This window comes from Enterococcus sp. FDAARGOS_375 (assembly GCF_002393265.1).
Classification (GTDB): domain Bacteria; phylum Bacillota; class Bacilli; order Lactobacillales; family Enterococcaceae; genus Enterococcus_D; species Enterococcus_D innesii.
The window spans coordinates 2,037,501-2,060,899 of sequence record NZ_CP023515.1; the positions used below are offsets into that span (position 1 = coordinate 2,037,501).

The 23,399-nt window shown below is 44.0% G+C and carries 22 protein-coding genes, 3 tRNA genes and 2 rRNA genes (1 of these 27 only partly in view); 21 read left to right on the forward strand and 6 right to left on the reverse strand.

The genetic code is table 11. The features are described from left to right. From CO692_RS10850 to CO692_RS10865, 4 genes are all read left to right on the forward strand, one after another. Positions 1 to 326, forward strand: a 23S ribosomal RNA gene (locus CO692_RS10850); it begins 2,589 nt to the left of the window's first position. A gap of 82 nt (positions 327 to 408) precedes the next feature. After that, positions 409 to 524 (forward strand): 5S ribosomal RNA (rrf, locus tag CO692_RS10855). A gap of 11 nt (positions 525 to 535) precedes the next feature. Beyond that, positions 536 to 609, forward strand: a tRNA-Asn gene (locus tag CO692_RS10860). A 168-nt stretch (positions 610 to 777) separates the two neighbouring features. Further along, positions 778 to 1,428, forward strand: coding sequence for an HAD hydrolase-like protein (locus CO692_RS10865; protein WP_086293358.1), 651 nt, complete (start codon positions 778 to 780; stop codon positions 1,426 to 1,428). A 48-nt stretch (positions 1,429 to 1,476) separates the two neighbouring features. Here the strand turns inward: CO692_RS10865 and CO692_RS10870 are convergent, their stop codons facing one another. Beyond that, positions 1,477 to 1,833 (reverse strand): iron-sulfur cluster biosynthesis family protein, encoded by a 357-nt coding sequence (locus CO692_RS10870; protein WP_096742255.1) that lies wholly within the window; start codon positions 1,831 to 1,833, stop codon positions 1,477 to 1,479. A gap of 392 nt (positions 1,834 to 2,225) precedes the next feature. Between CO692_RS10870 and CO692_RS10875 the strand changes: the two genes are divergently transcribed. Both CO692_RS10875 and CO692_RS10880 read left to right on the forward strand, forming a co-directional pair. Next, on the forward strand, positions 2,226 to 2,660 hold the full coding sequence (locus CO692_RS10875) for a universal stress protein (RefSeq protein WP_005237544.1): 435 nt from the start codon (positions 2,226 to 2,228) through the stop codon (positions 2,658 to 2,660). Positions 2,661 to 3,018: 358 nt separating this feature from the next. Beyond that, positions 3,019 to 3,258 carry a hypothetical protein gene (locus CO692_RS10880; protein ID WP_096742256.1) on the forward strand — a complete coding sequence of 80 codons (240 nt, stop codon included), beginning with the start codon at positions 3,019 to 3,021 and terminating at the stop codon, positions 3,256 to 3,258. A gap of 95 nt (positions 3,259 to 3,353) precedes the next feature. Here CO692_RS10880 and CO692_RS10885 read toward each other — a convergent pair. After that, positions 3,354 to 3,426 (reverse strand) — tRNA-Thr (locus CO692_RS10885). A 194-nt stretch (positions 3,427 to 3,620) separates the two neighbouring features. On the opposite strand from CO692_RS10885, the gene CO692_RS10890 reads away from it, so the two are divergent. Then, positions 3,621 to 3,694: transfer RNA gene (locus CO692_RS10890), tRNA-Asn, on the forward strand. A gap of 114 nt (positions 3,695 to 3,808) precedes the next feature. Here the strand turns inward: CO692_RS10890 and CO692_RS10895 are convergent. Both CO692_RS10895 and CO692_RS10900 read right to left on the reverse strand, forming a co-directional pair. Beyond that, positions 3,809 to 5,197: a hypothetical protein gene (locus tag CO692_RS10895; RefSeq protein ID WP_186366413.1), complete on the reverse strand. Its 1,389-nt coding sequence runs from the start codon at positions 5,195 to 5,197 to the stop codon at positions 3,809 to 3,811. Next, positions 5,194 to 5,583 (reverse strand): GntR family transcriptional regulator, encoded by a 390-nt coding sequence (locus tag CO692_RS10900; RefSeq protein ID WP_005237540.1) that lies wholly within the window; start codon positions 5,581 to 5,583, stop codon positions 5,194 to 5,196. Before CO692_RS10900 ends, CO692_RS10895 begins: the two co-directional genes overlap by 4 nt. 164 nt (positions 5,584 to 5,747) lie before the next feature. Here CO692_RS10900 and CO692_RS10905 point away from each other — a divergent pair, with 164 nt between their 5' ends. The 6 genes from CO692_RS10905 (at position 5,748) to CO692_RS10930 (ending at position 12,481) form a co-directional block, all read left to right on the forward strand. Next, the gene (locus CO692_RS10905) at positions 5,748 to 6,764 is read left to right on the forward strand and encodes an acyltransferase family protein (RefSeq protein WP_096742258.1); all 1,017 of its coding nucleotides are present in this window, start codon (positions 5,748 to 5,750) and stop codon (positions 6,762 to 6,764) included. A 119-nt stretch (positions 6,765 to 6,883) separates the two neighbouring features. Further along, positions 6,884 to 8,212: an aminopeptidase C gene (locus CO692_RS10910; RefSeq protein WP_005225135.1), complete on the forward strand. Its 1,329-nt coding sequence runs from the start codon at positions 6,884 to 6,886 to the stop codon at positions 8,210 to 8,212. Positions 8,213 to 8,557: 345 nt separating this feature from the next. Further along, on the forward strand, positions 8,558 to 9,946 hold the full coding sequence (locus CO692_RS10915; protein ID WP_096742259.1) for an L-cystine transporter: 1,389 nt from the start codon (positions 8,558 to 8,560) through the stop codon (positions 9,944 to 9,946). Positions 9,947 to 10,104: 158 nt separating this feature from the next. Continuing rightward, entirely contained in the window at positions 10,105 to 10,860 is a 756-nt protein-coding gene (locus CO692_RS10920) for a tyrosine-protein phosphatase (protein WP_096742260.1), read from the forward strand. Between the two features lie 16 nt (positions 10,861 to 10,876). Continuing rightward, a complete protein-coding gene (locus CO692_RS10925; protein WP_096742261.1) occupies positions 10,877 to 11,707 on the forward strand; it encodes a fructosamine kinase family protein in 831 nt (276 codons plus the stop codon). A gap of 15 nt (positions 11,708 to 11,722) precedes the next feature. Continuing rightward, positions 11,723 to 12,481, forward strand: coding sequence for an acyl-ACP thioesterase domain-containing protein (locus CO692_RS10930; protein ID WP_096742262.1), 759 nt, complete (start codon positions 11,723 to 11,725; stop codon positions 12,479 to 12,481). Between the two features lie 50 nt (positions 12,482 to 12,531). On the opposite strand, the gene CO692_RS10935 is transcribed toward CO692_RS10930, so the two are convergent. After that, a complete protein-coding gene (locus CO692_RS10935) occupies positions 12,532 to 13,500 on the reverse strand; it encodes an asparaginase (RefSeq protein ID WP_074536347.1) in 969 nt (322 codons plus the stop codon). Positions 13,501 to 13,588: 88 nt separating this feature from the next. Here CO692_RS10935 and CO692_RS10940 point away from each other — a divergent pair, with 88 nt between their 5' ends. From CO692_RS10940 to CO692_RS10950, 3 genes are all read left to right on the forward strand, one after another. Then, positions 13,589 to 14,419, forward strand: a complete 831-nt coding sequence (locus tag CO692_RS10940; protein ID WP_016610430.1) for a DUF72 domain-containing protein — start codon at positions 13,589 to 13,591, stop codon at positions 14,417 to 14,419. An 8-nt stretch (positions 14,420 to 14,427) separates the two neighbouring features. Then, positions 14,428 to 15,288 carry a Cof-type HAD-IIB family hydrolase gene (locus CO692_RS10945; protein ID WP_096742263.1) on the forward strand — a complete coding sequence of 287 codons (861 nt, stop codon included), beginning with the start codon at positions 14,428 to 14,430 and terminating at the stop codon, positions 15,286 to 15,288. A 96-nt stretch (positions 15,289 to 15,384) separates the two neighbouring features. After that, on the forward strand, positions 15,385 to 15,909 hold the full coding sequence (locus tag CO692_RS10950; protein WP_096742264.1) for an HAD family hydrolase: 525 nt from the start codon (positions 15,385 to 15,387) through the stop codon (positions 15,907 to 15,909). Positions 15,910 to 15,980: 71 nt separating this feature from the next. On the opposite strand, the gene CO692_RS10955 is transcribed toward CO692_RS10950, so the two are convergent. Beyond that, positions 15,981 to 17,330, reverse strand: a complete 1,350-nt coding sequence (locus tag CO692_RS10955; RefSeq protein ID WP_096742265.1) for an aspartate kinase — start codon at positions 17,328 to 17,330, stop codon at positions 15,981 to 15,983. Between the two features lie 358 nt (positions 17,331 to 17,688). Here CO692_RS10955 and ezrA point away from each other — a divergent pair, with 358 nt between their 5' ends. The 5 genes from ezrA to tpx all read left to right on the forward strand — a co-directional run bounded on the left by ezrA (position 17,689) and on the right by tpx (position 23,360). Beyond that, positions 17,689 to 19,410: a septation ring formation regulator EzrA gene (ezrA, locus tag CO692_RS10960; protein ID WP_005225145.1), complete on the forward strand. Its 1,722-nt coding sequence runs from the start codon at positions 17,689 to 17,691 to the stop codon at positions 19,408 to 19,410. Positions 19,411 to 19,596: 186 nt separating this feature from the next. Next, complete coding sequence (locus tag CO692_RS10965; protein ID WP_096742868.1) at positions 19,597 to 20,739, forward strand: cysteine desulfurase family protein; 1,143 nt, start codon at positions 19,597 to 19,599, stop codon at positions 20,737 to 20,739. 47 nt (positions 20,740 to 20,786) lie between these two features. Next, on the forward strand, positions 20,787 to 21,995 hold the full coding sequence (thiI, locus tag CO692_RS10970) for a tRNA uracil 4-sulfurtransferase ThiI (RefSeq protein ID WP_074934640.1): 1,209 nt from the start codon (positions 20,787 to 20,789) through the stop codon (positions 21,993 to 21,995). 154 nt (positions 21,996 to 22,149) lie between these two features. Next, positions 22,150 to 22,803, forward strand: coding sequence for a redox-sensing transcriptional repressor Rex (locus CO692_RS10975; RefSeq protein WP_015509044.1), 654 nt, complete (start codon positions 22,150 to 22,152; stop codon positions 22,801 to 22,803). A gap of 65 nt (positions 22,804 to 22,868) precedes the next feature. Then, the gene (gene tpx, locus CO692_RS10980) at positions 22,869 to 23,360 is read left to right on the forward strand and encodes a thiol peroxidase (RefSeq protein ID WP_010747457.1); all 492 of its coding nucleotides are present in this window, start codon (positions 22,869 to 22,871) and stop codon (positions 23,358 to 23,360) included. Positions 23,361 to 23,399: the final 39 nt, after the last annotated feature.

Here is a 23,399-nt window from a genome sequence, read left to right on the forward strand (position 1 = left end):
CGAGCTGGGTTCAGAACGTCGTGAGACAGTTCGGTCCCTATCCGTCGCGGGCGTTGGAAATTTGAGAGGAGCTGTCCTTAGTACGAGAGGACCGGGATGGACTTACCGCTGGTGTACCAGTTGTCTCGCCAGAGGCATCGCTGGGTAGCTATGTAGGGAAGGGATAAACGCTGAAAGCATCTAAGTGTGAAGCCCACCTCAAGATGAGATTTCCCATTTCTTTAAGAAAGTAAGATCCCTGAGAGATGATCAGGTAGATAGGTCAGAAGTGGAAGGCCAGTGATGGTTGGAGCGGACTGATACTAATCGATCGAGGACTTAACCAAAAAGAAAAAAGCACGTAAACTCGGAAGAGTTTTGATTTCTTCGATCCAGTTTTGAGTGAGCAACACTTACTCAATTGAATAGTGTGGTGGCGATAGCAAGAAGGATACACCTGTAACCATGCCGAACACAGAAGTTAAGCTTCTTAGCGCCGATTGTAGTGAAGGGTTTCCCTTTGTGAGAGTAGGACGTCGCCACGCATTTCAATTTTTCCGGCATAGCTCAGTTGGTAGTAGCGCATGACTGTTAATCATGATGTCGTAGGTTCGAGTCCTACTGCCGGAGTTGCTTGATAGCATCTGCTATCTTTTTTTTTGCATAAAATGACAAAAATAAAGACGTTGCCTTTGATGGGGCAGCGTCTTTTTTATTTAGATGAGATTAGAACGAAAAGGAAGAAGTGTTGCTTGTACTGCTGTTTTTTTCTATACTATTAGAAAAGGAGACGATGGCGTGAGAAAAAAAGTACTTTTTGATTTAGATGGAACGATCATTGATTCGAGTGAAGGAATCTATGGATCGATTCAATATGCGATGGAAAAGATGGGAAAAGAGCAATTAGCGCAAGACATACTACGGAGCTTTGTGGGACCGCCTTTGATTGAATCCTTCCGTGGCTTGGGCTTCGATGAAGCTGCTGCCCAGCAAGCCGTTGTCTTCTATCGTGAAAATTATCGTCAAGCGGGGATGTTTCAAGTCCAACCATATCCGTTGATCGAAGAAACATTGCAGGAGCTGGCGCAGGAGCACGATTTGTATATCGCTACGTCGAAACCAGAAGTTTTTGCAAAAGAGATCCTGACCCATCTCAAGTATGATGGCTATTTCAAAGGAATCTATGGGGCGGATCTTGAGAATAAACGTGGCGAAAAAGCGGCGGTTATCCGCTACGCACTTACTGAGATCGAAAAGGAGCAAAAAGCGCAGCAAACCATCATGATCGGCGACCGTGAGCATGATATTTTAGGTGCAAAAGAAAACCAGTTACCGGCAATCGGCGTTTTATATGGTTTTGGGTCAAAAGAAGAATTGCTTGATGCTGGTGCGATCGCTTTAGCCGCTGAGACACAAGAACTCTTAGCGTTGATTCCAGATTCATTATAGAGAAAAAGAGCTAACAAGCACCTTACAAGGCGTTTGTCAGCTCTTTTGTTACGCATTCGTTTGTTTCAACTGTGGAGAGGATTCCAATAAAAGATTGGTATCCAAATAGCCGCTTTCGTTTTTCAAAATCAAGGTTCCTGAAGTTGGGTGAACATCTAGAATCAGATGACCAGTCAAGAACATTTGATCATAGGTTGATGTAAAGAAAGTAAACTGATTGCTTGAGACTAACTCATTGTATGGGTCTAGCGGTTCATCGATCGGTGTGATCAAAAAACGTTCGCCGATCATACAGCATCCAGCTGCTGAAGAAAATTGGTTCGATCCGTCATTACTCGTCAGAATATATAAGTCGTGTCCTTCTGGAAAGCGAGCAGCGGCACTAGGGGTAATATGTAAGTCCATTTTGCATGATCTCCTTTTTGAAACGAGTGAGCAACAAGCTGTTTCGTTTCGATAATTGTTGATAATCCAAGTGTATCACTCCTCTTAGGGATGTGACAGCAACTTGCTTTTCAACCAACCAAGCTTAAATTTTTAGCAAGAAAAAGGCGATAATACCGATTATCAGCAAGAAAAGCCCTAAATACAAGAGCACAGTGACTGCAGCATGGAAAAAAGAGCGCATTTCTTTCACCTCGAATCATTGTTCTCCTTATTTTACTGCATAATTGCGGAACCAAGTAAGGACCTTCACAAATCTTAAAGGAAGTTTTAGGTCTCTTAAGAGTAGACATCGTCCTTTTTTGTAACGCTTCCATTTTTTGTGGTAAAATAAAGAAAAGGAGGCGATTTGGATGTTACGTAATTCTCAAAATGTACTTGTTGCCTTAGATGGGTCGGATCAGTCAGAAAAAGCGTTCCAAGAAGCACTCGCGATTTGTCGTAGGAACAAAGCCAAATTGTATGTCCTCTCTGTTATTAACAATGCTGAGTTATCCACAAGTGCCTATGCTTTTGCGAAAATTTTTGATCAAGAAAAATTACGTGTGGAAACGGATATGTTGAAAAAAATCTATGATGCCAATCAACATGGGGTGGAAGATGTTGAGGTGATCGTTGAAGTCGGCGATCCAAAACGTTTTATCATTCATGCAGCGACTGAATTGTATCCAATTGATTTGATCGTTATCGGTGCAACTGGCAAAGGCACATTGACCCGAGCTGTCGTAGGCTCAACCACCGATTATGTCGTTAATCATTCGAAATGTACGGTGTTGGTCGTGAAGTAAAAATTTAAATCATACGGAAAAAATATGTTATTTTTTAAGTTAGCACCAGGCATCTCCTTTCAAAAAAATTCAGTTTAGTTGAAAAATCTGCTCTCTTAGCTTTAGGAGAGCGGGTTTTTTGTTGTAAAAAAGAAGTGCCTAAAATTGAGCTGTGAGTAACGATTGAAAACCCATTTTAATCTTTTTAACAAATAATAACTATGTAAATTGAACAATTTTGACCATTATAAGAGAAAGTTTGTTACACTTTTAATAAGCAAAGGCTTTAGGAAAAGTATTGAAGAGAGGGGCTGATAATTTACTGAGTTTCCACGATTCAGCTGGTTGCAAGTGTTCTATCATTGGAAAGGAGAATGAAATGAAACGTGTTGCAGAAAACTATTTGGTTGTTTTTTCGATTCTTTTGCTGATTATATGGTTAGGCTTGATTCAAGTGAAGGAATATTCGCAAGAAGTAGTCCTGTCGATCATTTACTTTATTAATCTATATACGCTCTTGTTTAAATTTAAAGATGCAGCGAGAATGGTGAAAGCAGTTGTATCTGTCCTACTATTGGGTTTTACGATCTTATTTCTTTTGTATATCGCAGGGAATTAGGGGCAATACGAATGATTAAGTTAAGAAAATATCGCTATATTTGGGGAATTAGATGCACAAAAAAAGACAACGTCCGACAAACGCTGTCCTACCAAAGCCACTTGACGGGCTTGAACCGTCGACCTCATCCTTACCATGGATGCGCTCTACCAACTGAGCTAAAGCGGCGTGTTATTTAACACAAGATATAGAATACCGTAAAGGCGCTACTTTGTCAATGAGATTTTCGGATATTTCTTGAGAAAAACACTTTGCGGGAAGGGAAGTTTCTAAAAGGGGATTTTCTTGAAAAAAAGGAACAAAAAATTGATTTTTGCTCTTGCTAAATTATCTGACTATTTGGTATAGTACAGATAGATTCTTCCGGCATAGCTCAGTTGGTAGTAGCGCATGACTGTTAATCATGATGTCGTAGGTTCGAGTCCTACTGCCGGAGTATCAAAAACGACCTTCTTTTTGGAAGGTCGTTTTTTGTTGGAAAGAGTATGTTCTTCTGTTGGTTGTGGATAGCCTGGGGATAATGGGTTCCCTAGTTTTTTCTCCAGAACACTTACTCTGCTGAGGAAATCTTCTGTACTAGTTCCTCATATAAGTCTGTCGTTTCGGCGGCTTTTTTATTTGTGTAAAAAACGGTTGGGCCATCTTTGGTGGTGACTTTTAAAATGGGCGTCACCTTTGTGTCCACGAACATTCTGGCTGGTTCACCGGCAACGGTAAACTTACCGATTTGGTAACTGGCGGTTCCTACACCCATGGTACGAACACGAGGCGATGGCAAAGCTTCGATCAATTCCACCGTTTCTATATCTGCCAAAGAGATCGTTGTTTTCCCGGTCATTGGTGCATCAAAGGTGACTTCTTGTCCTTGCACTTCACCGGTGATCGCATCAGGAGCGAAATCTAAGCGGTACATTGGAATGATGGTACCGACCATTAACACAAGTAAGAAGACAGCGGTGATGCCTGCGACGATTTGTCCGCTGCGTTTGCCTAGATTGATGCCGATATTCATCCCAACACGGTCAGGAACGAACAGTCGCGCATCATTAGGATTGATGTAAAAACCATATCGCCAGTAAGCATCTTCGCCATAATAGCGCGGTTGTGCTGCTGGTTCTAAGAGCTGATCTTGTTTTTTACGCAGATCTAGCAACAAGAAGAAGGTAAAGACGATCAAGAAAACCACCAAAACAACAAAGAGCACTAAGAGGATAGTACTGAATGCTCCAGTAGCGGACATGGACGCCAACGGGACAGTCAACAAGAGCAGTGTAATGGTACAAGTGACAGCGATCAATAAGGACCAATAGCGCTTTGTTAAATCATTGATGTGCTGGTCGATAGCTGAATCACCGCTGATTCCGCGAACGGGTAAGCGGCTGATGATCACCCAGAGATAGAGGAACAGCGCAAAAGTTGCTAAGGAGACGCCGCCCATCAAGTATCCTGTAGAAAGATCAGGCAACTGCCATGCTTGGTACAAACTGATCATCAACAAAATCCCCGCAGGAACGAGGCTATACCACGGCAGCATCCGCTTATTTTTGGCTTGAACGAGTTTTGTGTCGATCCGAATCGGATCGATGGGTAGTTCCCATCCATTGGCAAGGATCAATTGCCGCATTTTTCCGATGTAATGCACTTGTACCAAGTAAGCTGTCCCCAACAAAGCGGCCATATAAAGCCAGAATAGGGTAAGGATGATGGAGTCAGATAAATTGAACAAAAAAAGGAGACTTGCTACACTAAATGTACCAACGATTTGTAAGATACGCTTGCGAAATTCTATGATCAAGCTGTGGACGCTAGGATCATCCAGATGCTCAGGGGCAAGGGTATTTTCGAGTAAAACATTTTTGTGGGGTTTACTGATCAAGCGTAAACCAAAGGCGGTCGTCCCACAGAGGACGAGGGCAATAATGAAAAAAAGATAAGTCATTTGCATTCATTCCTTTCAGGAAATTGGTCCAGCAGTTGTTGAACATCCGTTAAAAGCGCTTGCTTGCTTTTGCCGTGTAAGAGAGCGGTTGCTAGCTGTAGCTGCAAGTTTTGGCGATACTCCGCTTCTTGTCCGGAAGTAAACGGTGGTGGCGCGGCAACGGCGGTTCCTTTGCGGCGATCTGTGACTAACAAGCCTTCTTCTTTGAGGGAATTGTAGGCTTTTGAGATCGTCATGGTATTGATGCCGATCTCTTCGGCTAGTTGACGGACGGATGGCAGCAATTCGCCAGCGGCCAAATCGCCTTTTGCGATACCGACAATGATCTGCTCCCGCAACTGCTGGTAGATGGGTTGGTTGCTTTGGGTTTGAATATCAAATATCATCGAAAACAGCTCCTTTGTATTATATATATTAATACAAACTATACAAAATAGCAACTGGTAATCAAATGAACAAGAATCGTTAGAAAAAAGTAAATAGCTTGTTACAGTTCTGTTTCATGGATCAGGTATCCTTTGACAGATACAACTTAGAGGAGGAACTTTTTATGAGCCAATCGCAAAGAACGGCTTACTTTGATAATGCAAAATTTTTACTGATGATCTTGGTCGTCTTCAGTCACTTACTACAGCCTTTTATCGGCGATCAGAAGTTTTATCATGACCTATATTATTTTATCTTCACTTTCCATATGCCAGCTTTTGTTTTTCTGGCTGGGTACTTTGCAAAACCGTTGACGAAGGGACACAAGCTCCGTGAGCTGATGAAAAAGTTCTTGCTGCCTTATGTCTTTTTTCAGGTGTTTTACACCGTCTATTACTGGTTGATCGGTCTACGGGAGTCGTTACAAATCCAACTGTTGAATCCGCAATGGGCACTTTGGTTTTTGCTTAGCATGTTCTTTTGGCAGCTCTCGCTGTTAGTCTTTCAAAAAATGTCTAAAAAGCAGGCGATCTTGCTGAGTATCGGCTTGAGTATCTTCGCTGGCTACGTGCCGTTTTTAAATCAAGTGTTGACCTTGCAGCGGACCTTTGTCTTTTTGCCGTTTTTCATCATCGGGTTTTATTTTCCCAAAAATGAGATGCGCTTTTTATTGAAACCAAAGATTCGGACCATCAGTTTGCTTTTCTTACCGATCATCTACACCTTTATCGCATTTTTTCATGGGATGAACAAGTACATGGTTTTTGGTTCCAAGCCTTATGACGATTACTTGAGCTATCCGTTGTTCGGCGGTCCCTTGCGTGCGGTCTTTTTCGTGATCGGGCTGATGGGGATCATCGGCTTTCTGAGCCTCGTGCCCAGAGAGCACTTGTTTTTTACGAAGTGGGGCAAAAACACTCTGCTGGTCTATCTTTTACAAGGGATCTTCATCAAGGGCTTGCGGGCATTAGCGATCACCGACTTAAATCTATCGGTATTAGGCTTTGTGACGTTGGTGTTAGCCAGTGTTTTACTGACGATCTTGCTAGCCAGTCGCCCGATCCGCTTTCTGTATGCACGATTTGAACGAGGACTATCCTTTGTTTTACTTGGCTTTTTGCTTTTGATGCTCACCCTTTAAATCCTTGATACGAGCAACCGCTCTTAGAAAGATGATCCTTTCATTTTTCTAGGAGCGGTTGTTATTTGAGAGGCAGAGGCGTAAAATGGAAGGAACGGAAAGTGAAAGGATGAAGAAATATGTCAGAAATTTCAAAAAAGACCACCGCTGCCTTTGCGCAAGCGTATCAAGACAACAATAAACAAACGGCACTACAACGGAGTGTTGTGAAAAATGGGATCACCGCTTCTGCAGAAAACGTGTCAGCAAAAGTCAACAATGTGCCGGTTTTCTCAGTCGATGTGACAACAGGAAAAGTCTCAAACCAAAAACAATCAGGTCGCTGCTGGATGTTTGCCGCATTGAATACATTCCGTCATAAGATGCTGAATGATTTCAATTTAAAAGAATTTGAATTGTCGCAAAACCATACCTTCTTTTGGGACAAATACGAAAAAGCCAACTATTTCTATGAAAATATTTTAGCAACTGCCAACGAGCCTTTGACAAGTCGCAAAGTTGCTTTCTTGTTGCAAACCCCACAACAAGATGGTGGGCAATGGGACATGATCGTTTCGATTTTCCAAAAATATGGTGTCGTGCCAAAAACAGTCATGCCAGAAAGCAGCAATTCTTCTAATTCTCGTGATCTAAACAATTACTTAAACAAAAAACTGCGTAAAGATGCGGTTGCTTTGCGTCAGCTAGTAGCCGAAGGCAAAACAGCTGAAGACATCCAAACAGCCAAAGAAGCGATGTTGGAAGACATTTATCGTTTCTTAGCGACTTCTTTAGGCACACCGCCAGAAACCTTTGATTTTGAATACCGTGATGAAGACAAAAATTATCACATTGATCGCAACTTAACACCACAAAGCTTTTATGAAAAATATGTTGGTGTTGACCTTGACGATTATGTCAGCATCATCAACGCACCAACTGCCGACAAACCTTACAATCAATCGTATACCGTAGAAATGCTCGGCAACGTGGTTGGCGGCAAAGAAGTCAAATACTTGAACGTCGATATGCCGACCTTCAAAAAATTAGCGATCGCTCAATTGGAACAAGGGGAGTCCGTGTGGTTCGGTTGTGATGTCGGTCAATCTTCTACCAGAGATACTGGGATCATGGCATTAGATGCGTATGATATCAACGACTTATTTGATATCGACTTTACGATGACCAAAGCAGAACGCTTAGATTTTGGCGAAAGCTTAATGACCCATGCGATGGTCTTGACCGGTGTTGACTTGATCGATGGCGAATCAACCAAATGGAAAGTCGAAAACAGCTGGGGGGAAAAAGTCGGAACGAATGGCTTCTTCGTCATGAGCGATGCATGGATGGATGAATACACCTATCAAATCGTGGTTCGCAAAGAATTCCTGACAGCTGAACAATTGGCTGCCTTTGAAGCAGAACCAACGGTCTTAGCACCTTGGGATCCAATGGGCGCTTTGGCATAAGGCAGCAATTTCTAATGATTGCCTGAATATTTTCTGAAATTTTTCAAAAAGACGAAATGAAAAAATAACGAACCAGTTGCCGCAATCCAACTGTTAGGAAAACAGAAATCCTAGCAGCATGGGGTGTGGTAACGGTTCTTTTTTTTATTTTCTGACAAAAAAGCGGTACCATCCCAGAAAACTGGAAACTTATTTATTGTAAGATGAAGCAAACTTCTTTAAAATGGAATAGTCACTAATGATGCCACACGTCTCATTAGAGTGAACTGTTGAAGAATGGTCACTGGGAACCTTTACTTCCTCTGACAGACTTTGTCATGTTTATTGAACAAAAGGAGGATTCAAATGACAAATCTGTTAACTATTATTGTTGTTCTACTTTTTGCTGCCCTTATTTATGGGTTCTACTTATTGCAAAAGCGTCACCTGAAGTTTTCAACGCGGGTCTTTGCGGCGTTGTTCGTCGGGATCATTTTTGGTGGTGTACTGCAGCTGATTTTTGGGACAGGCTCTGACGTTGTCACGCAAGCTCTTGACTGGATCACGATGGTCGGTAGCGGCTATGTGGCCCTCTTGCAAATGCTGATCATGCCCTTGATCTTCGTTTCGATCGTTGGTGCTTTCACCAAGATGAAAGAAAGCGAAAAAATCAAGAAGATCAGTTTTACGGTTCTTGCGACTTTGCTAGGGACAACGGCGATCGCTGCCTTGATCGGGATCGTGATGGTCATGGTCTTTGGTCTTGACGGTGCCAGCTTTACCGAAGGGGCAACGGAAACAGCGCGGATCGCAGAATTAGCGGAACGTTCGACACAAGTCCAAGATCTATCGATCCCACAACAAATCGTTTCCTTCATCCCAAGCAATGTCTTCGCCGACTTTGCTGGTACTCGTTCGACAAGTACGATCGGGGTCGTGATTTTCTCAGCCTTTGTTGGGATCGCCTTTCTTGGTGTCAAACGTAAATCACCGAAAGAAGCGGAAACTTTTGCGAATTTGATGGACAGCTTATATAAAATCGTGATGCGTATCGTCACGTTAGTTTTGCGCCTGACACCTTATGGCGTTTTGGCATTGATGACAAACGTATTAGCTTCAAGTGATTTTGAAGCCATCTTGAACTTAGGCAAATTTATCATCGCCTCTTATGCGGCTTTGATTTTGGTCTTACTCGTTCATTCATTATTGCTGATCGCTGTTCGGGTCAATCCAGTAACGTATTTCAAAAAGGCTTTTCCAGTCTTGAGCTTTGCCTTTACTTCTCGTTCAAGTGCGGGAGCCTTGCCATTGAACATCGAAACCCAAACCAAAGCGTTAGGTGTTGATGAAGCCACGGCTAACTTTGCAGGCAGCTTTGGGTTATCGATTGGTCAAAACGGCTGTGCGGGCGTGTATCCAGCGATGTTGGCAACGATCGTTGCACCAACGGTTGGGATCAATGTCTTTGATTGGCAGTTTATCCTGCTGCTAGTTGCAGTAGTTACGATCAGCTCATTTGGCGTTGCGGGTGTCGGCGGTGGCGCAACCTTTGCTTCATTGATCGTCTTAGGCTCAATGAACTTGCCGATCGCCATCGTAGGCTTAGTCATTTCTGTTGAACCATTGATCGATATGGCACGGACACTCGTTAATGTCAGCGACAGTATGGTTGCGGGAATGGTGACCAGCAGTCGTATCAACGAACTGGATCGTTCGATCTTAGATGATTCTGCCGCCGTGATCGAAGCCGAATAGAAACATTTTGTAACAAGCGAAAGCAAAGAAAGACTGCGTGTGGTCTTTCTTTTTTTTGTCCGTTAAAGCTCAGCTCATAGAAAAATCTAGGTTTCAGTGCCCTTAATAGCGAAGTTTCTGCTATACTTTTAACTAGAACAACGCGGGAGGGATAAGCAATGACACAATTGATTCAACTAGAACGAGCAGCAAACGTCAGAGAACTTGGCGGCTATCAAACGACAAACGGCACGACGATCAAACGGAAAAAATTGATCCGCAGTGCGGCGATCAATGAATTGACTGCTTCAGATCAAGCAGTACTGGCAAACTATGGGGTCAATCAGGTCATTGATTTTCGCTCCATCGCTGAAGCCAATGCACAGCCTGATCGACCGATCGCCACAGCAAAGCAGCTTTTTTTACCTATTTTCAAAGAAGACGAAACGATGGTTTCCTTGTCGCCAGAAAGCTTGAAGCAGCGCTTGGAAGATGGGGAAGATGCCGAAGAGCAGATGAAAAAAGTCTACCGTCACTTTGTTGAAAGCGACTATGCCCGCCAACAATATCGGCAGTTCTTTGATCATGTGATCGACAATGCGGAAGGCGAAGGAGCAACCTTGTTCCACTGTACCGCCGGCAAAGATCGCACAGGCTTTGGCGCCTTTTTATTGCTGCATGTGTTGGCGGTGGCACCAACGACGATCAAAGAAGATTATTTAGCGACCAATCGCTATCTAGCCCCAATGACCCAGCGTTTGCCGCAAGAGCTGTTAACGGCGATCACGGTTTTGATGAGTGCCAAAGAGAGTTTTCTTGATGAAAGTTTGGCAGCGATCGATCAGCATTTCGGTTCGGTCGATCAGTATCTTTTGCAAGGACTAGGGGTGACGAAAGAGGAACAAGCGTATTTGACTGCCCAACTGACTGAGTAAAGAAAGGGAGATCCGTATGGAGGAAGCATTGTTCGCAGCAATCGGGATGACCGGCTCGCTGACGCCCATCAGTGGTGGGGATGTCAATCAAACCTATCGTTTCACTACAGCGGAAAATCGCTATTTTTTAAAGACCCATCCTCATGTTTCATCGATGTTCTTTCAAGCAGAGATCAACGGCTTAGCTGAATTAGCCCCTTTCGTGCGAGTGCCAAAAATCGAACGTCTCGGTCAGACCGAAGAGGGGGCGTTTTTATTGATGGAATGGATCGATAGTGGGGAAGGACAGCAGCGACGCTTAGGCCAAAGCTTGGCTCGGCTTCATCAGCAGACGCAGGAGACTTTTGGTTTTTACGAAGACAATTACATCGGCTTTTTGCCGCAAGTCAATCCGAAAACCACCGATTGGCTTGATTTTTACACAGTCTGCCGTTTGGATGTGCAAGTCGAATTAGCGAAGCTGGGTAATCGCTGGCATGCTAAACGGGAAGCCGCTTATCTGCGTTTGAAAGAATTTTTGCATGAGAATTGGCGTGATCGCAGCGTCACACCTGCTTTATTACACGGTGATTTTTGGCGGGGGAATGTGCTGTTCGATCAGCAAGGAGAACCAGTGTTTCTTGATCCAGCAGTCGCTTATGGGGATCGAGAAATGGATATTGCGATGTCCCAGCTCTTCGGTGGTTTTCGTCAGGAATTTTTGGAAGGCTATCAAGAAGTCTATCCATTAGATGAGGATTGGCAAGAGCGACTGCCAGTGTATCAATTGTATTATTTATTGGTCCATTTGAATCAGTTTGGCGAAAGCTATGGACCAAGTGTCGATGAAATATTGAGTCGTTTTTAGGAGGCAATTAGAACTATGGCAGCAAAGTATCAAACCACACATGAAGTGGCGTATTATGAATGTGATGTCAACCAAACGATGACGTTTCCAGCCATGCTAGGCATCGCCATCAAGACATCAGAGGAACAAAGTGCGGCGTTAAACCGCGGACCAGAAGTCATCGCTAGTTATGGCTTGACCTGGATCATCACCAGCTATCACATAACGGTGACTCGTTTGCCGCGCGTAGGGGAGCAGATCCAAGTGGCGACCCAGGCGAGAGAATACAATAAATTTTTCTGCTACCGTTACTTTTGGTTATTGGCAGAAGATGGAACGGAACTGGTCAAAATCGAGGCGGTTTTTGCGTTGATGGATCCGAAGACGCGCAAAGTCAGCAGTGTACCAGATGAGATCGTGGCGCCTTTTGGCAGTGAAAAAATCAAGCGAATCAAACGCTACCCGAAGATCACCCCTATCACGCAAGGACAATTTTTGCCGTATCGGGTGCGTTTCTACGATATTGATAGCAATCAGCATGTCAACAATGCCATGTATTTCAATTGGCTGATGGACGTCTTAGGCTATGAGCTTTTAACAAAACATGAAGTGACACAAGTGACGATCCGTTTTGATCGGGAAGTGGCTTACGGCCATTTGATCGAAAGCCATTTTCAAATCAATGAGAAGACAGTCGATGAAGCCGGCGAGGCTGTGCCGCTGCAAACGATCCACGAGATCAAGATCGGTGAGGATACTTACTGCGAAGCCATCTTTACTTGGCGAGAAAAATAAAACAACCCTTTTGCCTCCGTTAGCGGAATGGCAAAAGGGTTTTTGTTTGGTTAATTCTCCATGAAATCAGGCAGCTCCTCCATGGTCAACCCACGGTTTTTTGCTATTAGCAATTTGATGCGGGCTTTTTGGCTATTGATGCTATTGCAGAAAATCACCCCAAGAGCCTGCAATTCGATCCCGCCGCCTAAGTAGTCATAGACCGGCTCGGCAACGCCGTTGAAGCAGCGAGAAACTAAGACGACTGGAATGTTTCTAGCAATCAGTTTTTTCAAAGGCTCTATGGTTTGCGGCGGCAGATTGCCAGCGCCTAAAGCTTCGATCACTAGTCCATCGATCAGCGAGTCGGCTAAAGCATCGAACAATTCCCCAGTCATCCCTGCATAGGCTTTGACGATCGGAAACAGACCATCGACACGATCAACATCCAAATGGCGGTTATTTAACAGCTCTTGCATGAACAAGATACGGTGCTTTGTGACTAAGCCGATCGGACCTAATGTCGGGGTGCGGAACGTCGCAATATTGGTGGTGTGGGTCTTCGTAACATAACGTGCGGAATGGATCTCATCGTTCATCACGACTAAGACGCCTTTTCCTAAGGCATCAGGTGATTTCGCCACCCGAATCGCACTTTCAAAGTTATAAAGCCCGTCACTGCCGATTTCATTACTTGAGCGCATGGCGCCAGTCACCACGATCGGTAACTGACCGCCGATTGTGGTATCTAAAAAGAAGGCTGTTTCTTCCAGCGTATCGGTTCCGTGAGTGATCACGACCCCATCGACCCCGCTTAAATGCGCCAGCTGGATACGTTCTTTCAACTGCAGCATTTCTTTTGGGGTCATATGAGGACTGGGAATATTAAAAATGTCTTCGACGATCAATTCAACATCGTCGTCAATGTGTATCGGTGCATCCATCAGCGGATTGCTGACATCAGGGCTGACGCCGCCTGTCAGGGTGTCTTCTTTCATGGCGATGGTGCCGCCAGTGTGCAACACGAGAATTCGTTTCATTTTTTCATCACCTGCAATGATTTATTTACTCTTAACTCAAAACTATTGTATACTATTAAAATAAGAAAACAAGGAGCGATGGGAAAAAATGATTCGAATTGGTTGTACCACATTTAGTGAACATGGCAGTCTCGTGCAAAGAAAAAACTCGAAATTATTTGAGTATGCCCGTTATTTTCCGTTAGTTGAGCTGGATACCACCTATCATTTTTTGCCAAAAGAAAAAGACGTGCGCAACTGGTTGACCCAGATTCCCGAAAATTTCCGCTTTGTGTTGAAAGTCCATCAAAGTGTGACCACCCAAGGGGATTTGCCAGATCAGTTGACCATGACCGAAGCACTGCAGCTTTATAAAGAAGCGATCGCGCCAATGGTAGAAGCAGGCAAACTCTTTTGCCTATTGGCGCAGTTTCCCAACAGCTTTAAATGTACGAAAGAAAATGTCGCCTATTTAGACCAAGTGCGAGAATGGTTTGCGGGCTACCCAGTGGCGATCGAGCTGAGAGACAGCAGCTGGTATCAGCCGAAACTGTATCCTGGAATGATCGATTATATGAAGCGAAAGCAGTTTTCCTTAGTAGTTGTTGATCAGCCAAAAAAGCTATCGACCACCATTCCCCTTGATCCAACCGTGACCAATCCCGCGTTTGTCTTGTGCCGTTTTCACGGCCGCAACGACAGCGGCTGGACAGCGACAGGACCAGATGCCAAAAATCTGCGGACCTTGTATCGCTATGACCAAGCCGAACTAACGGAGTTAAAACACGCAGTCCAAGCCATCGAAGCCAATGCCAAAGAAGTCGCAGTGGTCTTCAATAATAATGCCGGTCGTGATGCCGCTGACAATGCCCGCGCATTGATCGATGCGTTGCAGATCGATTACGAAGCATTAAATCCTAATCAGTTGAAATTATTTTGAGGAGTCATATGATAAAAGCAATCTTTTTTGATATTGATGGCACGCTGATTGCCAGCAACGGCAAGGCGCTTGCCAGTACCCGTGAAGCCATCAAACAAGCCCAAGCCAATGGCGTCCTCTGCGGCATTGCCACCGGACGTGGTCCGGTTGATTTAGAGAAGGTGATCGATTACTTGTCGTTAGACATGTTTATCACCTATAACGGCCAATATGTCTACACGAAGGAAAACTTGATTTATGCTAAACCTTTTCCAAAACAAACGCTGGAAGCGATCGTAGAATACGCAGATGAAAATTACCGCCAAGTCATGTTTGGCGGAGAAACCCAAGTGGCTGGCAGCTTGACGATCCGCTTAAGCCAATCACCCGTCATGCAGCGCTACTTACGCTATGTGCCCAAAAAATTTCCCGTCGGTTTTTTAAAGAAAGTCTTGCAGCGTTTTAGTCCCAATCGCAACGCCAAACGCTATGAATCGTTGGATATTTTACGAGAGCCTATCTATCAGTGCATTATGCTGAGCCCTGAATCAGAGCGCGAAAAATTACGGTCCAAGCTGCCGCAATGTGATTTTAAGCGATCCAATGCCTATTCTGTTGACATCGTGCCGAAAAACGGTTCGAAAATCAAAGGCATCAAAGAGTTTTTGGCCTATGAAGGGATCGCGATGGAAGAAGCGATGGCATTTGGGGATCATTTTAATGATGTGGAAATGTTAGAAGGCGTGGGGATCGGCGTTGCGATGGGCAATGCCCAGCCCATCACTAAAGCCAGTGCTGACTTTGTGACGGATACTAACGATCATGACGGCATCAAGAAAGCCTTGATCCATTTTGGCATTATTGCCGAGAATGCCCAAGCCAGGGAATGAAAAAAAATAGCAAGTAGCCAATCTATGAAGCAACGTAGAAGACAGCGCAGAACCATGAAACAGAACCATTAGAAAAAGCAGAAAGAAGCGAGCAAAATGAGTCCATTTGAAATGACGGAAGAGTTTCATAAAACCTTTGATCCAACGCGACCGCCATATCCACAAGCTTTTTTAGCGGAAAAAGCCCAGTTTCGTGCTGGTTTTAAAATTGAAGAATTAGTTGAGTTCCTTTATGCTGCCAGCAACAATGACGAAGAGACCTTTCAAGCAGGTCTGGAGCATTTGCATCAAGCGATCGATCAAGCCCAAGCCAAGCTGGCTGCCAAACAACAGCCTGTCAGTGATTCTCTAGTAGAACAAGTCGATGCGCTTTGTGATCTGCTGTATTTTACCTATGGCTCGTTTTCACTGTTAGGGGTCGATCCAGCGCCTATCTTGGCTATCGTTCATGACGCCAACATGGGGAAACTTTTTCCAGATGGGCAGCCCCATTATGATCCTGAGACCCACAAAGTCATGAAGCCGAGCGATTGGGAAGAACGGTTTGCTCCTGAACCGCGAATCAAGGCAGAAATCAACCGCCAATTGGCACAAAAACAAGCCCAAGAATCGTCAGAATAAAAACCAAACGTGCCAGTTGCCCGTTCCGATTGCTTATCAGCAAAAGGAGTGGTGCAACTGGCACGTTTGGTTTAATCAAAGAAAGTGTAGTAAAGGGTTCTGACAGCGGCTTTTTCTTGTTCTTTGTGGATACCGAACATGATGCTGACCTCAGAGGACCCTTGGTTGATCATCTCTAAGTTGATATTTTTCCGCGCAAGGGCAGCGGTACTGTCGGCAGTGATCCCGACTCGTTGACGCATTCCTTCACCAACGACGACGACCATGGATAGATCGTGGGTCATTCGCAGTTCATCGGGATCGATCTCGTAGGCGATCTTGCGCAGCAGTTCTTCTTCCAATACTGGATTCAACTGGTTGGAGCGCATAATGATCGAGATATCATCGATTCCTGAAGGCATGTGTTCATAATTTAAATCAAATTCACGGAAAATCTCTAAGACCCGTAACGTGAACCCAACTTCGCGGTTCATCAAGTATTTGCGGATATAGATCATACAAAAGCCTTCGTCACTGGCAACGCCGATCACGGGCTGATCCAAATTGTCTCTCTGGTTGGTGATCAAGGTACCAGGATGACTTGGATTATTGGTGTTTTTGATCACCACGGGAATTTTCGCATGGTATGAAGGCATCAAGGCCTCATCGTGCAACACAGTAAAGCCTGCATAAGACAGCTCTCGCATTTCTCGGTAGGTCACTTCTTTGATGGACTCTGGATGATGAACATAGCCTGGATGAGCAGAAAAAATCCCATCGACATCGGTAAAGTTTTCGTACAATTCTACTTGCAGACCAGCCGCCACGATGGCACCAGAAATATCTGATCCTCCTCGAGAGAAGGTACAGATCTCGCCGGCTTCTGTGTAGCCAAAGAAGCCAGGAATCACTAAGATTTCAGGACTGTCGCGCCATTGTGCAATCTTGGCGTACGACTTGTTCAAGATACGGGCGTTTTGAGGTTCATCCGTCACCAGCAGCCCAAGTTCTTGCGGATTCATGTAGCGAGCAGCTAACCCACGGCTTTGTAAAATCCCTGCGATCAATTTGGCGTTGTTGTCTTCGCCGCTTGCCAAGACTGTATCATAAAGATGCGGATTGTCTTGGGTAGGCAGTGTTTGAAAAGCCGCCAATGATTGCCAGATGCGATCTAAATGGACTTGTTCGATACCAAAGGGGGCAGCGATCGCTGTATAGCGGGCATAGATTTCTTCTATTAAATCAGTGATTTCTTCTTGGGCACACAGACGGGTACAGACTGTTAGTAACAGATCGGTGACTTTCTGATCGTCGCTGGAACGCTTACCAGGCGCTGAAACAACAACAAACCGTCTTTTAGGATCACTTTCAATTATCGCAACAACTTTTTCGACTTGTTCGGCTGAGGCAAGGGAACTGCCTCCGAATTTCGCTACTTTCATTTGACATTACTCCTGTTCAAGCTTTTTACTAGAGTACAGTTTCAATAGGGAGAAATCAAGCGGTTTCTTGAAAAAAATCGGAAAAATCAGAAAAAAAGTCACTTGTTGATGTAAATTTCACGATTTGTTTTCATTATCGCTGGAAAAGCCGTGATTTATTTTATTCGATGCGAAAAAAGTCGATCTTTTTTGCCTCAATCTAATGCTTGATTTTTTTCTTTATGCTATAATCTAGCGTAGATGCTTTTTTATAAAGGGACTATCTGTCCTTTTTATACTCAACGAACTTATCAATCAATCTGCTGATCAGCAGGTTTTAGACGAAACATGTATATTTGAAAATTGGAGGAACCACAAAATGGGAACTAATATCATCTTTGGAATTGTCATTGCCATCATCATCATCGCAGCGGTCTTGTATGCAATTGGCTTTTTCATGCGGAAGAAAAACCAAGAAAAGCTGAATGACTTGGAAAAACGCAAAGAAAATCTGTTTGACTTGCCGGTGATCGAAGAAGTCGATGAAGTAAAAAGAATGCACTTGGTTGGTCAAAGTCAAAACACCTTCCGTGAGTGGAACCAACAATGGACAGATATCTCCACAAAATCTTTTGCTGAACTTGAAAGTCAAATCTTTGAAGTGGAAGAGCTGAACGAACGCATCCGCTTTTTTAAAGCAAAAGGGGCGATCGTCCAAGCCGAAGCGACCATGGACGAGATGGAACGCCAAGTGGAAGAGATTCGCGCAGGCTTGAAAGAATTACGAGAAAGTGAAGAACGAAATTCCCTGGAAGTTCAAAAAGCGTTGGACGTTTACGAAGACTTGAAGAAGAAGCTGCGGGATCAAGGCGAAGAATTCGGTCCTGCTTACAATGAGCTGCAAAAACAAATCAAAAACATTGAAATTGAGTTCACCCAATTTGTTACCTTAAATACTTCAGGCGATCCTGTGGAAGCACGGGAAGTGTTAGACCAAGCGGAAAAACACACCTATGAAGTGGAAGACCTAATGAAACGGATCCCAGCGGCGTACGAAGAATTAAATCGTACCTTCCCTGATCAGTTGAAAGAAATCCAAGAAGGTTATAAAAAATTATTAGAACAAAAATATGTGTTCCCAGAAGCAAACTTCCAAGAAGAAATCAATCGTGTGAAAAAACGGGTTGAAAACTCCATGAACGATCTAGCGAAAACAGAAGTCGCTTCCGTTGAAGTGGCAAGCCGTGATACTGCAAGTGATATTGATGCCTTGTATACGGTGATGGAACGTGAGATCAATGCCAAGAAATATGTCATGAAAAATCGTCAGATCATCGAAGACTACATTGACCATGCAACGAAGAACAACCGTCAGTTGTTGATCGAGTTGGATCATACGGCACAAAGCTATACTTTGAATCATAATGAATTGGGTCGCGTCCGCGGCTTCCAAACCGAAGTGGACGAATTGGCTCGCCGCAACAACGAGTACTTACCGAAATTGGAAAAACATGAGATTCCTTATTCAGAAGTGCAAAGCTTCTACAAAGATGCCTACAAGATTTTGGATGATGTGGAAAGCCAGCAAGTTGAAATCGATGATTCTCTTGCGGAATTACGTCGTGGCGAAAAAGTTGCACAAGAAAAAGTGGAAAGCTTCGAATTCCGTCTACGCAACTTGAAACGGTTTGTTGAGAAACAACGCTTACCTGGTTTGCCAGGCGAGTATTTAGAATTCTTCTTCGTGGCAACGGATCGTGTCGAAGAATTAGGCAAAGAATTGAACAAGATTCGCATCAACATGCAAGAAATCAATAAATTGGTTTCTGTCTGTGAAGAAGATCTTGATCTTTTAGATGAACAAACAAAAGACTTAGTGGATGCTGCGGCATTGACTGAGCAAATGATGCAATATGCCAACCGCTATCGTCATTCTCATCCAGATATCAAGGCAGCGATCGACAAATCACTTTACTTGTTTAGTAAAGAATATCGCTATCAAGATGCGCTAGATGAAATCGGTACAGCGTTGGAACGAGTAGAACCAGGTGCCTTCAAACGGATCGAAAACTTCTACTTCAATAACCGCGACTTAGTATAATACGAAAGCCAGCAGTGAAAAACTGACTGGCTTTTTTCATGGAAAGAATGGCTCGCTGCATGAGTACCACTTACGAAGGAAGGAAAAGTTTCCTTTAAAAAAAGCCAAAGCCAGCGAGTCACCTTGAAACTCAGCCCAAGAGCAGTTATAATGGGAAAGAATTTTTTTAGAGAAAGGGTCCTATCATTGATCTATTTTGACAACAGTGCAACAACCGCTATTTATCCACAAGCTTTAAATACATATGTCCAAGTCAGTCAGCGAATTATCGGCAATCCCTCAAGCCTGCATGATTTAGGAAATCAAGCCAATCGTCTGCTGCAGCAATCTCGTCAGCAGATCGCCGATCTGTTAAACGTTTCTTCCAAAGAGATCGCATTTACCAGTGGGGGAACTGAAGGAGACAACTGGGTCATCAAAGGGACTGCTTTAGCGAAAAAAGCCTATGGGAATCACCTGATTATTTCCAGTATTGAACACCCTGCCGTCAGTGAAACAGCGGCTCAATTAGCCGAGTTAGGGTTTGAAGTCAGTGTTGTGCCTGTCGATGCCCAAGGCTTTGTCAACGTGTCTGAATTAGCAAACATGATTCGCAAAGAAACGATTTTGGTTTCGGTGATGGCGGTCAATAATGAGGTAGGGTCGATCCAACCGATCCATGAGATCGCAGCTGTGCTAGCGGACCATCCAACGATCCATTTCCATGTGGATGCCGTCCAAGCCATCACAAAGGTGCCGCAAGAACAATGGTTCAATGAGCGGGTCGATTTTGCCGTGTTCTCTGCGCATAAATTTCATGGACCTCGTGGCGCAGGCTTTATCTATTGGAAACAAGGCCGTAAGCTGGCGCCATTGATGACCGGCGGTGGGCAAGAGCAAAACCAGCGCAGCGGTACCGAAAACGTACCAGCAATCGTTGCTATGGCAAAATCCCTACGTTTAGCGACAGAACAAAAGGCTGAAAAGCCGAACCATGTTCAATTACTAAAAGGCTATTTGCAAGAAGCACTGGCTGGGTACGAGAAAGTCACGCTTTTTTCTGGCACAGAAGGGTTTGCGCCGCACATACTTTGTTTTTCATTAAAAGGGATCCGAGGAGAAGTCTTAGTCCATGCCTTTGAAGAAAAGCAGATCTATCTTTCGACGACGAGCGCTTGTTCCTCCCGTAAAAAGATGGCCAGTAGTACGCTTCATGCGATGCACGTTCCAGAACAGTTAGCAACATCGGCTGTTCGTATCAGTTTAGATGAGAGCAATACAATGGCAGAAGTCGAGCAGTTTCTGATCATCTTCCACCAGTTGTACCAAAAATTTTCGAAAATCAATTAAGCACGACAGACCACTATAAAATCAATCCAAATCAAAGGAGTTTTCTCGTGAATTATTCAGAAATCATGGTTCGTTATGGCGAACTGTCAACAAAGGGCAAAAATCGTCGTAGTTTTATTATGCAATTAGCTTCAAACGTCAAACGTACCTTAGCAGATTATCCCCATGTCAAAGTTCATGCCGAGCGAGATCGCATGCACTTGCTATTGAACGGTGAAAACAGCCAAGAGATCATTCCTAAGCTGCAAAAAGTCTTTGGGATTCAAAACTTTTCCCCCAGCATTCGGGTCGAAAAAGATATCGAAGTATTAAAGAAAGCCGTTCAAGACGTCATGGCAGAGATCTATACGGGCGTTGAGACCTTCAAAATCACAGCCAAGCGCAGTGATCATTCGTTTGTGCAAGATAGCAACCAGTTGAATTTGACCTTAGGGAATGCGGTGATCGACCGTTTTCCTGATATCAAAGTCCAAATGAAAAAACCAGACATCAATTTGCGTGTAGAAATACGGATCGATGGCGCTTATTTGTCTTATGAAACGATCCAAGGAGCCGCTGGGCTGCCAGTGGGCACCAGTGGAAAGGGAATGTTGATGCTTTCTGGCGGTATCGATTCGCCAGTTGCAGGCTACTTTGCCATGAAACGCGGCGTTGAGATCGAAGCGGTCCATTTCGCAAGTCCTCCTTATACGAGTGAACAAGCGTTGCAAAAAGCCAAAGATTTAACGAAGAAGCTTGCGCCTTATGTGGGAAGCATCCAGTTTATCGAAGTTCCGTTTACAGAAATCCAAGAAGAAATCAAAAATCGTGTGCCACAAGGCTATTGGATGACCATCACCCGTCGGATGATGCTGCGTTTGACGGATGCGATTCGGGAAGCTCGTCATGGCTTGATCATCTTAAATGGTGAATCATTAGGACAAGTGGCTTCACAAACTTTGCATAGCATGGTCGCCATCAATGAAGTAACCAATACGCCGATCGTGCGCCCAGTGGCAACGATGGACAAATTGGAAATCATTGAAGTTGCCGAAGCCATTGATACCTTTGAATTATCAGTTCAGCCATTTGAGGATTGCTGCACAATCTTTGCACCTCCTCAACCAAAGACGCGCCCAAGACTGGATAAGGTCCACCAATATGAAGAACGTCTCGATATCGAAGGGATGATGGAACGTGCGATGGCTGGGTTGAAACTGGAAGCAATCATGGCAAATCAAGAAAAAGCAGCAACGGAATTCGCTGAATTTTTATAATAAAACCCCGATTTTAATGCTACGACCACAACTGTTTTTGAACATTTGTGGTCGTTTTTCATCGAGTGAGAGAGTTTGTGAATATTTTCTTGCTATTGAAAATGGAACATGCTACACTCAATATGTGAATCATTTAACAAGGAGGGTGGACAGGATGGAAGCATTAAGAGATAAAAAACTTCCGAAAGCGACGGCAAAACGTTTGCCAGCTTATTTACGACACTTAAAATTACTGGATGCCTCTGGTATTCAGCGAATCAAATCGAAAGAGTTTGCAGAAATCACGCAAGTTCCTTCAGCCACGATCCGCCGAGATTTTTCTCATCTAGGAGAATTGGGCAGAAGTGGCTATGGCTATGATGTTCCCTATCTGATTGAGGTATTGAGCTATATCTTAGAAACCAATGAAGAGAAAAAAATCGCCTTGATTGGTTATGGAAATTTAGGAAAAGCGTTAGCCAACAACAATTTTCGCAGAAATGAAAATCTTTCCGTGGTCGCGGTTTTTGACAATGATCCAGAAATGATTGGTCAGACCATTAGTGGGCGTTATGTCTATGGAATGGATCAATTGGCGGAAGTCGTAGCAGATAAAGGGATCACCGTAGCGATTTCGACCGTTCCTAGCCGTTATTCACAAATGGCGATCGATGCGATCGTGGATGCTGGGATCACAGCGATTTTAAATTTTGCCCCTGATCCCGTCATCGTGCCAAAAGACGTCAATATCCAATACATTGATTTGACGACAGAATTGCAAACATTGATCTTTTTTGATACGACCTACTCGCAAAAATCGAAAGTCTGAGCAAATCCTTTTCGTTTTTTGACAATCTTTCTTATACTGGGAGAAAATGCTATAGGAGAGATGTTATGCAAGTTACACGCAAAGAAACGGTTTATGAGATGCCTGGCAACCAACCAAAAGTAGGGGATAAAGCAGCTGATTTTCGCTTGAAAAGTTTAGAGGACAAGGAATACACACTGACTGATTTTTTAGGAAAACCAACGATCATCAGCGTGGTTCCCGATATCGTGACACGCGTCTGTGCATTGCAGACCAAGCGTTTCAACCAAGAGGCAAGTCAATTGGATGACATCCATTTTGTCACGATTTCTAACAATACAAAAGAAGAACAAGCGCAATGGTGCGGCCAAGAAGGTGTCGACATGATCATGCTTCATGATCCGGCGAATACCTTCGGTGAGGCCTATCAAATCATGATCCCAGACTTCGGTCATTTTGCCCGAGCAATTTTCGTTTTAGACCGTGAAGGCGTGATCCAACACGTTGAGATCGTGCCTGAGATCTCCCACGAACCGGATTATCAAGCAGCCATTGATGCTGCGAAAGCAAACCTCTGATTGACTTTCAAAAAAGTTCATTGTAGAATGTAGCAAGAT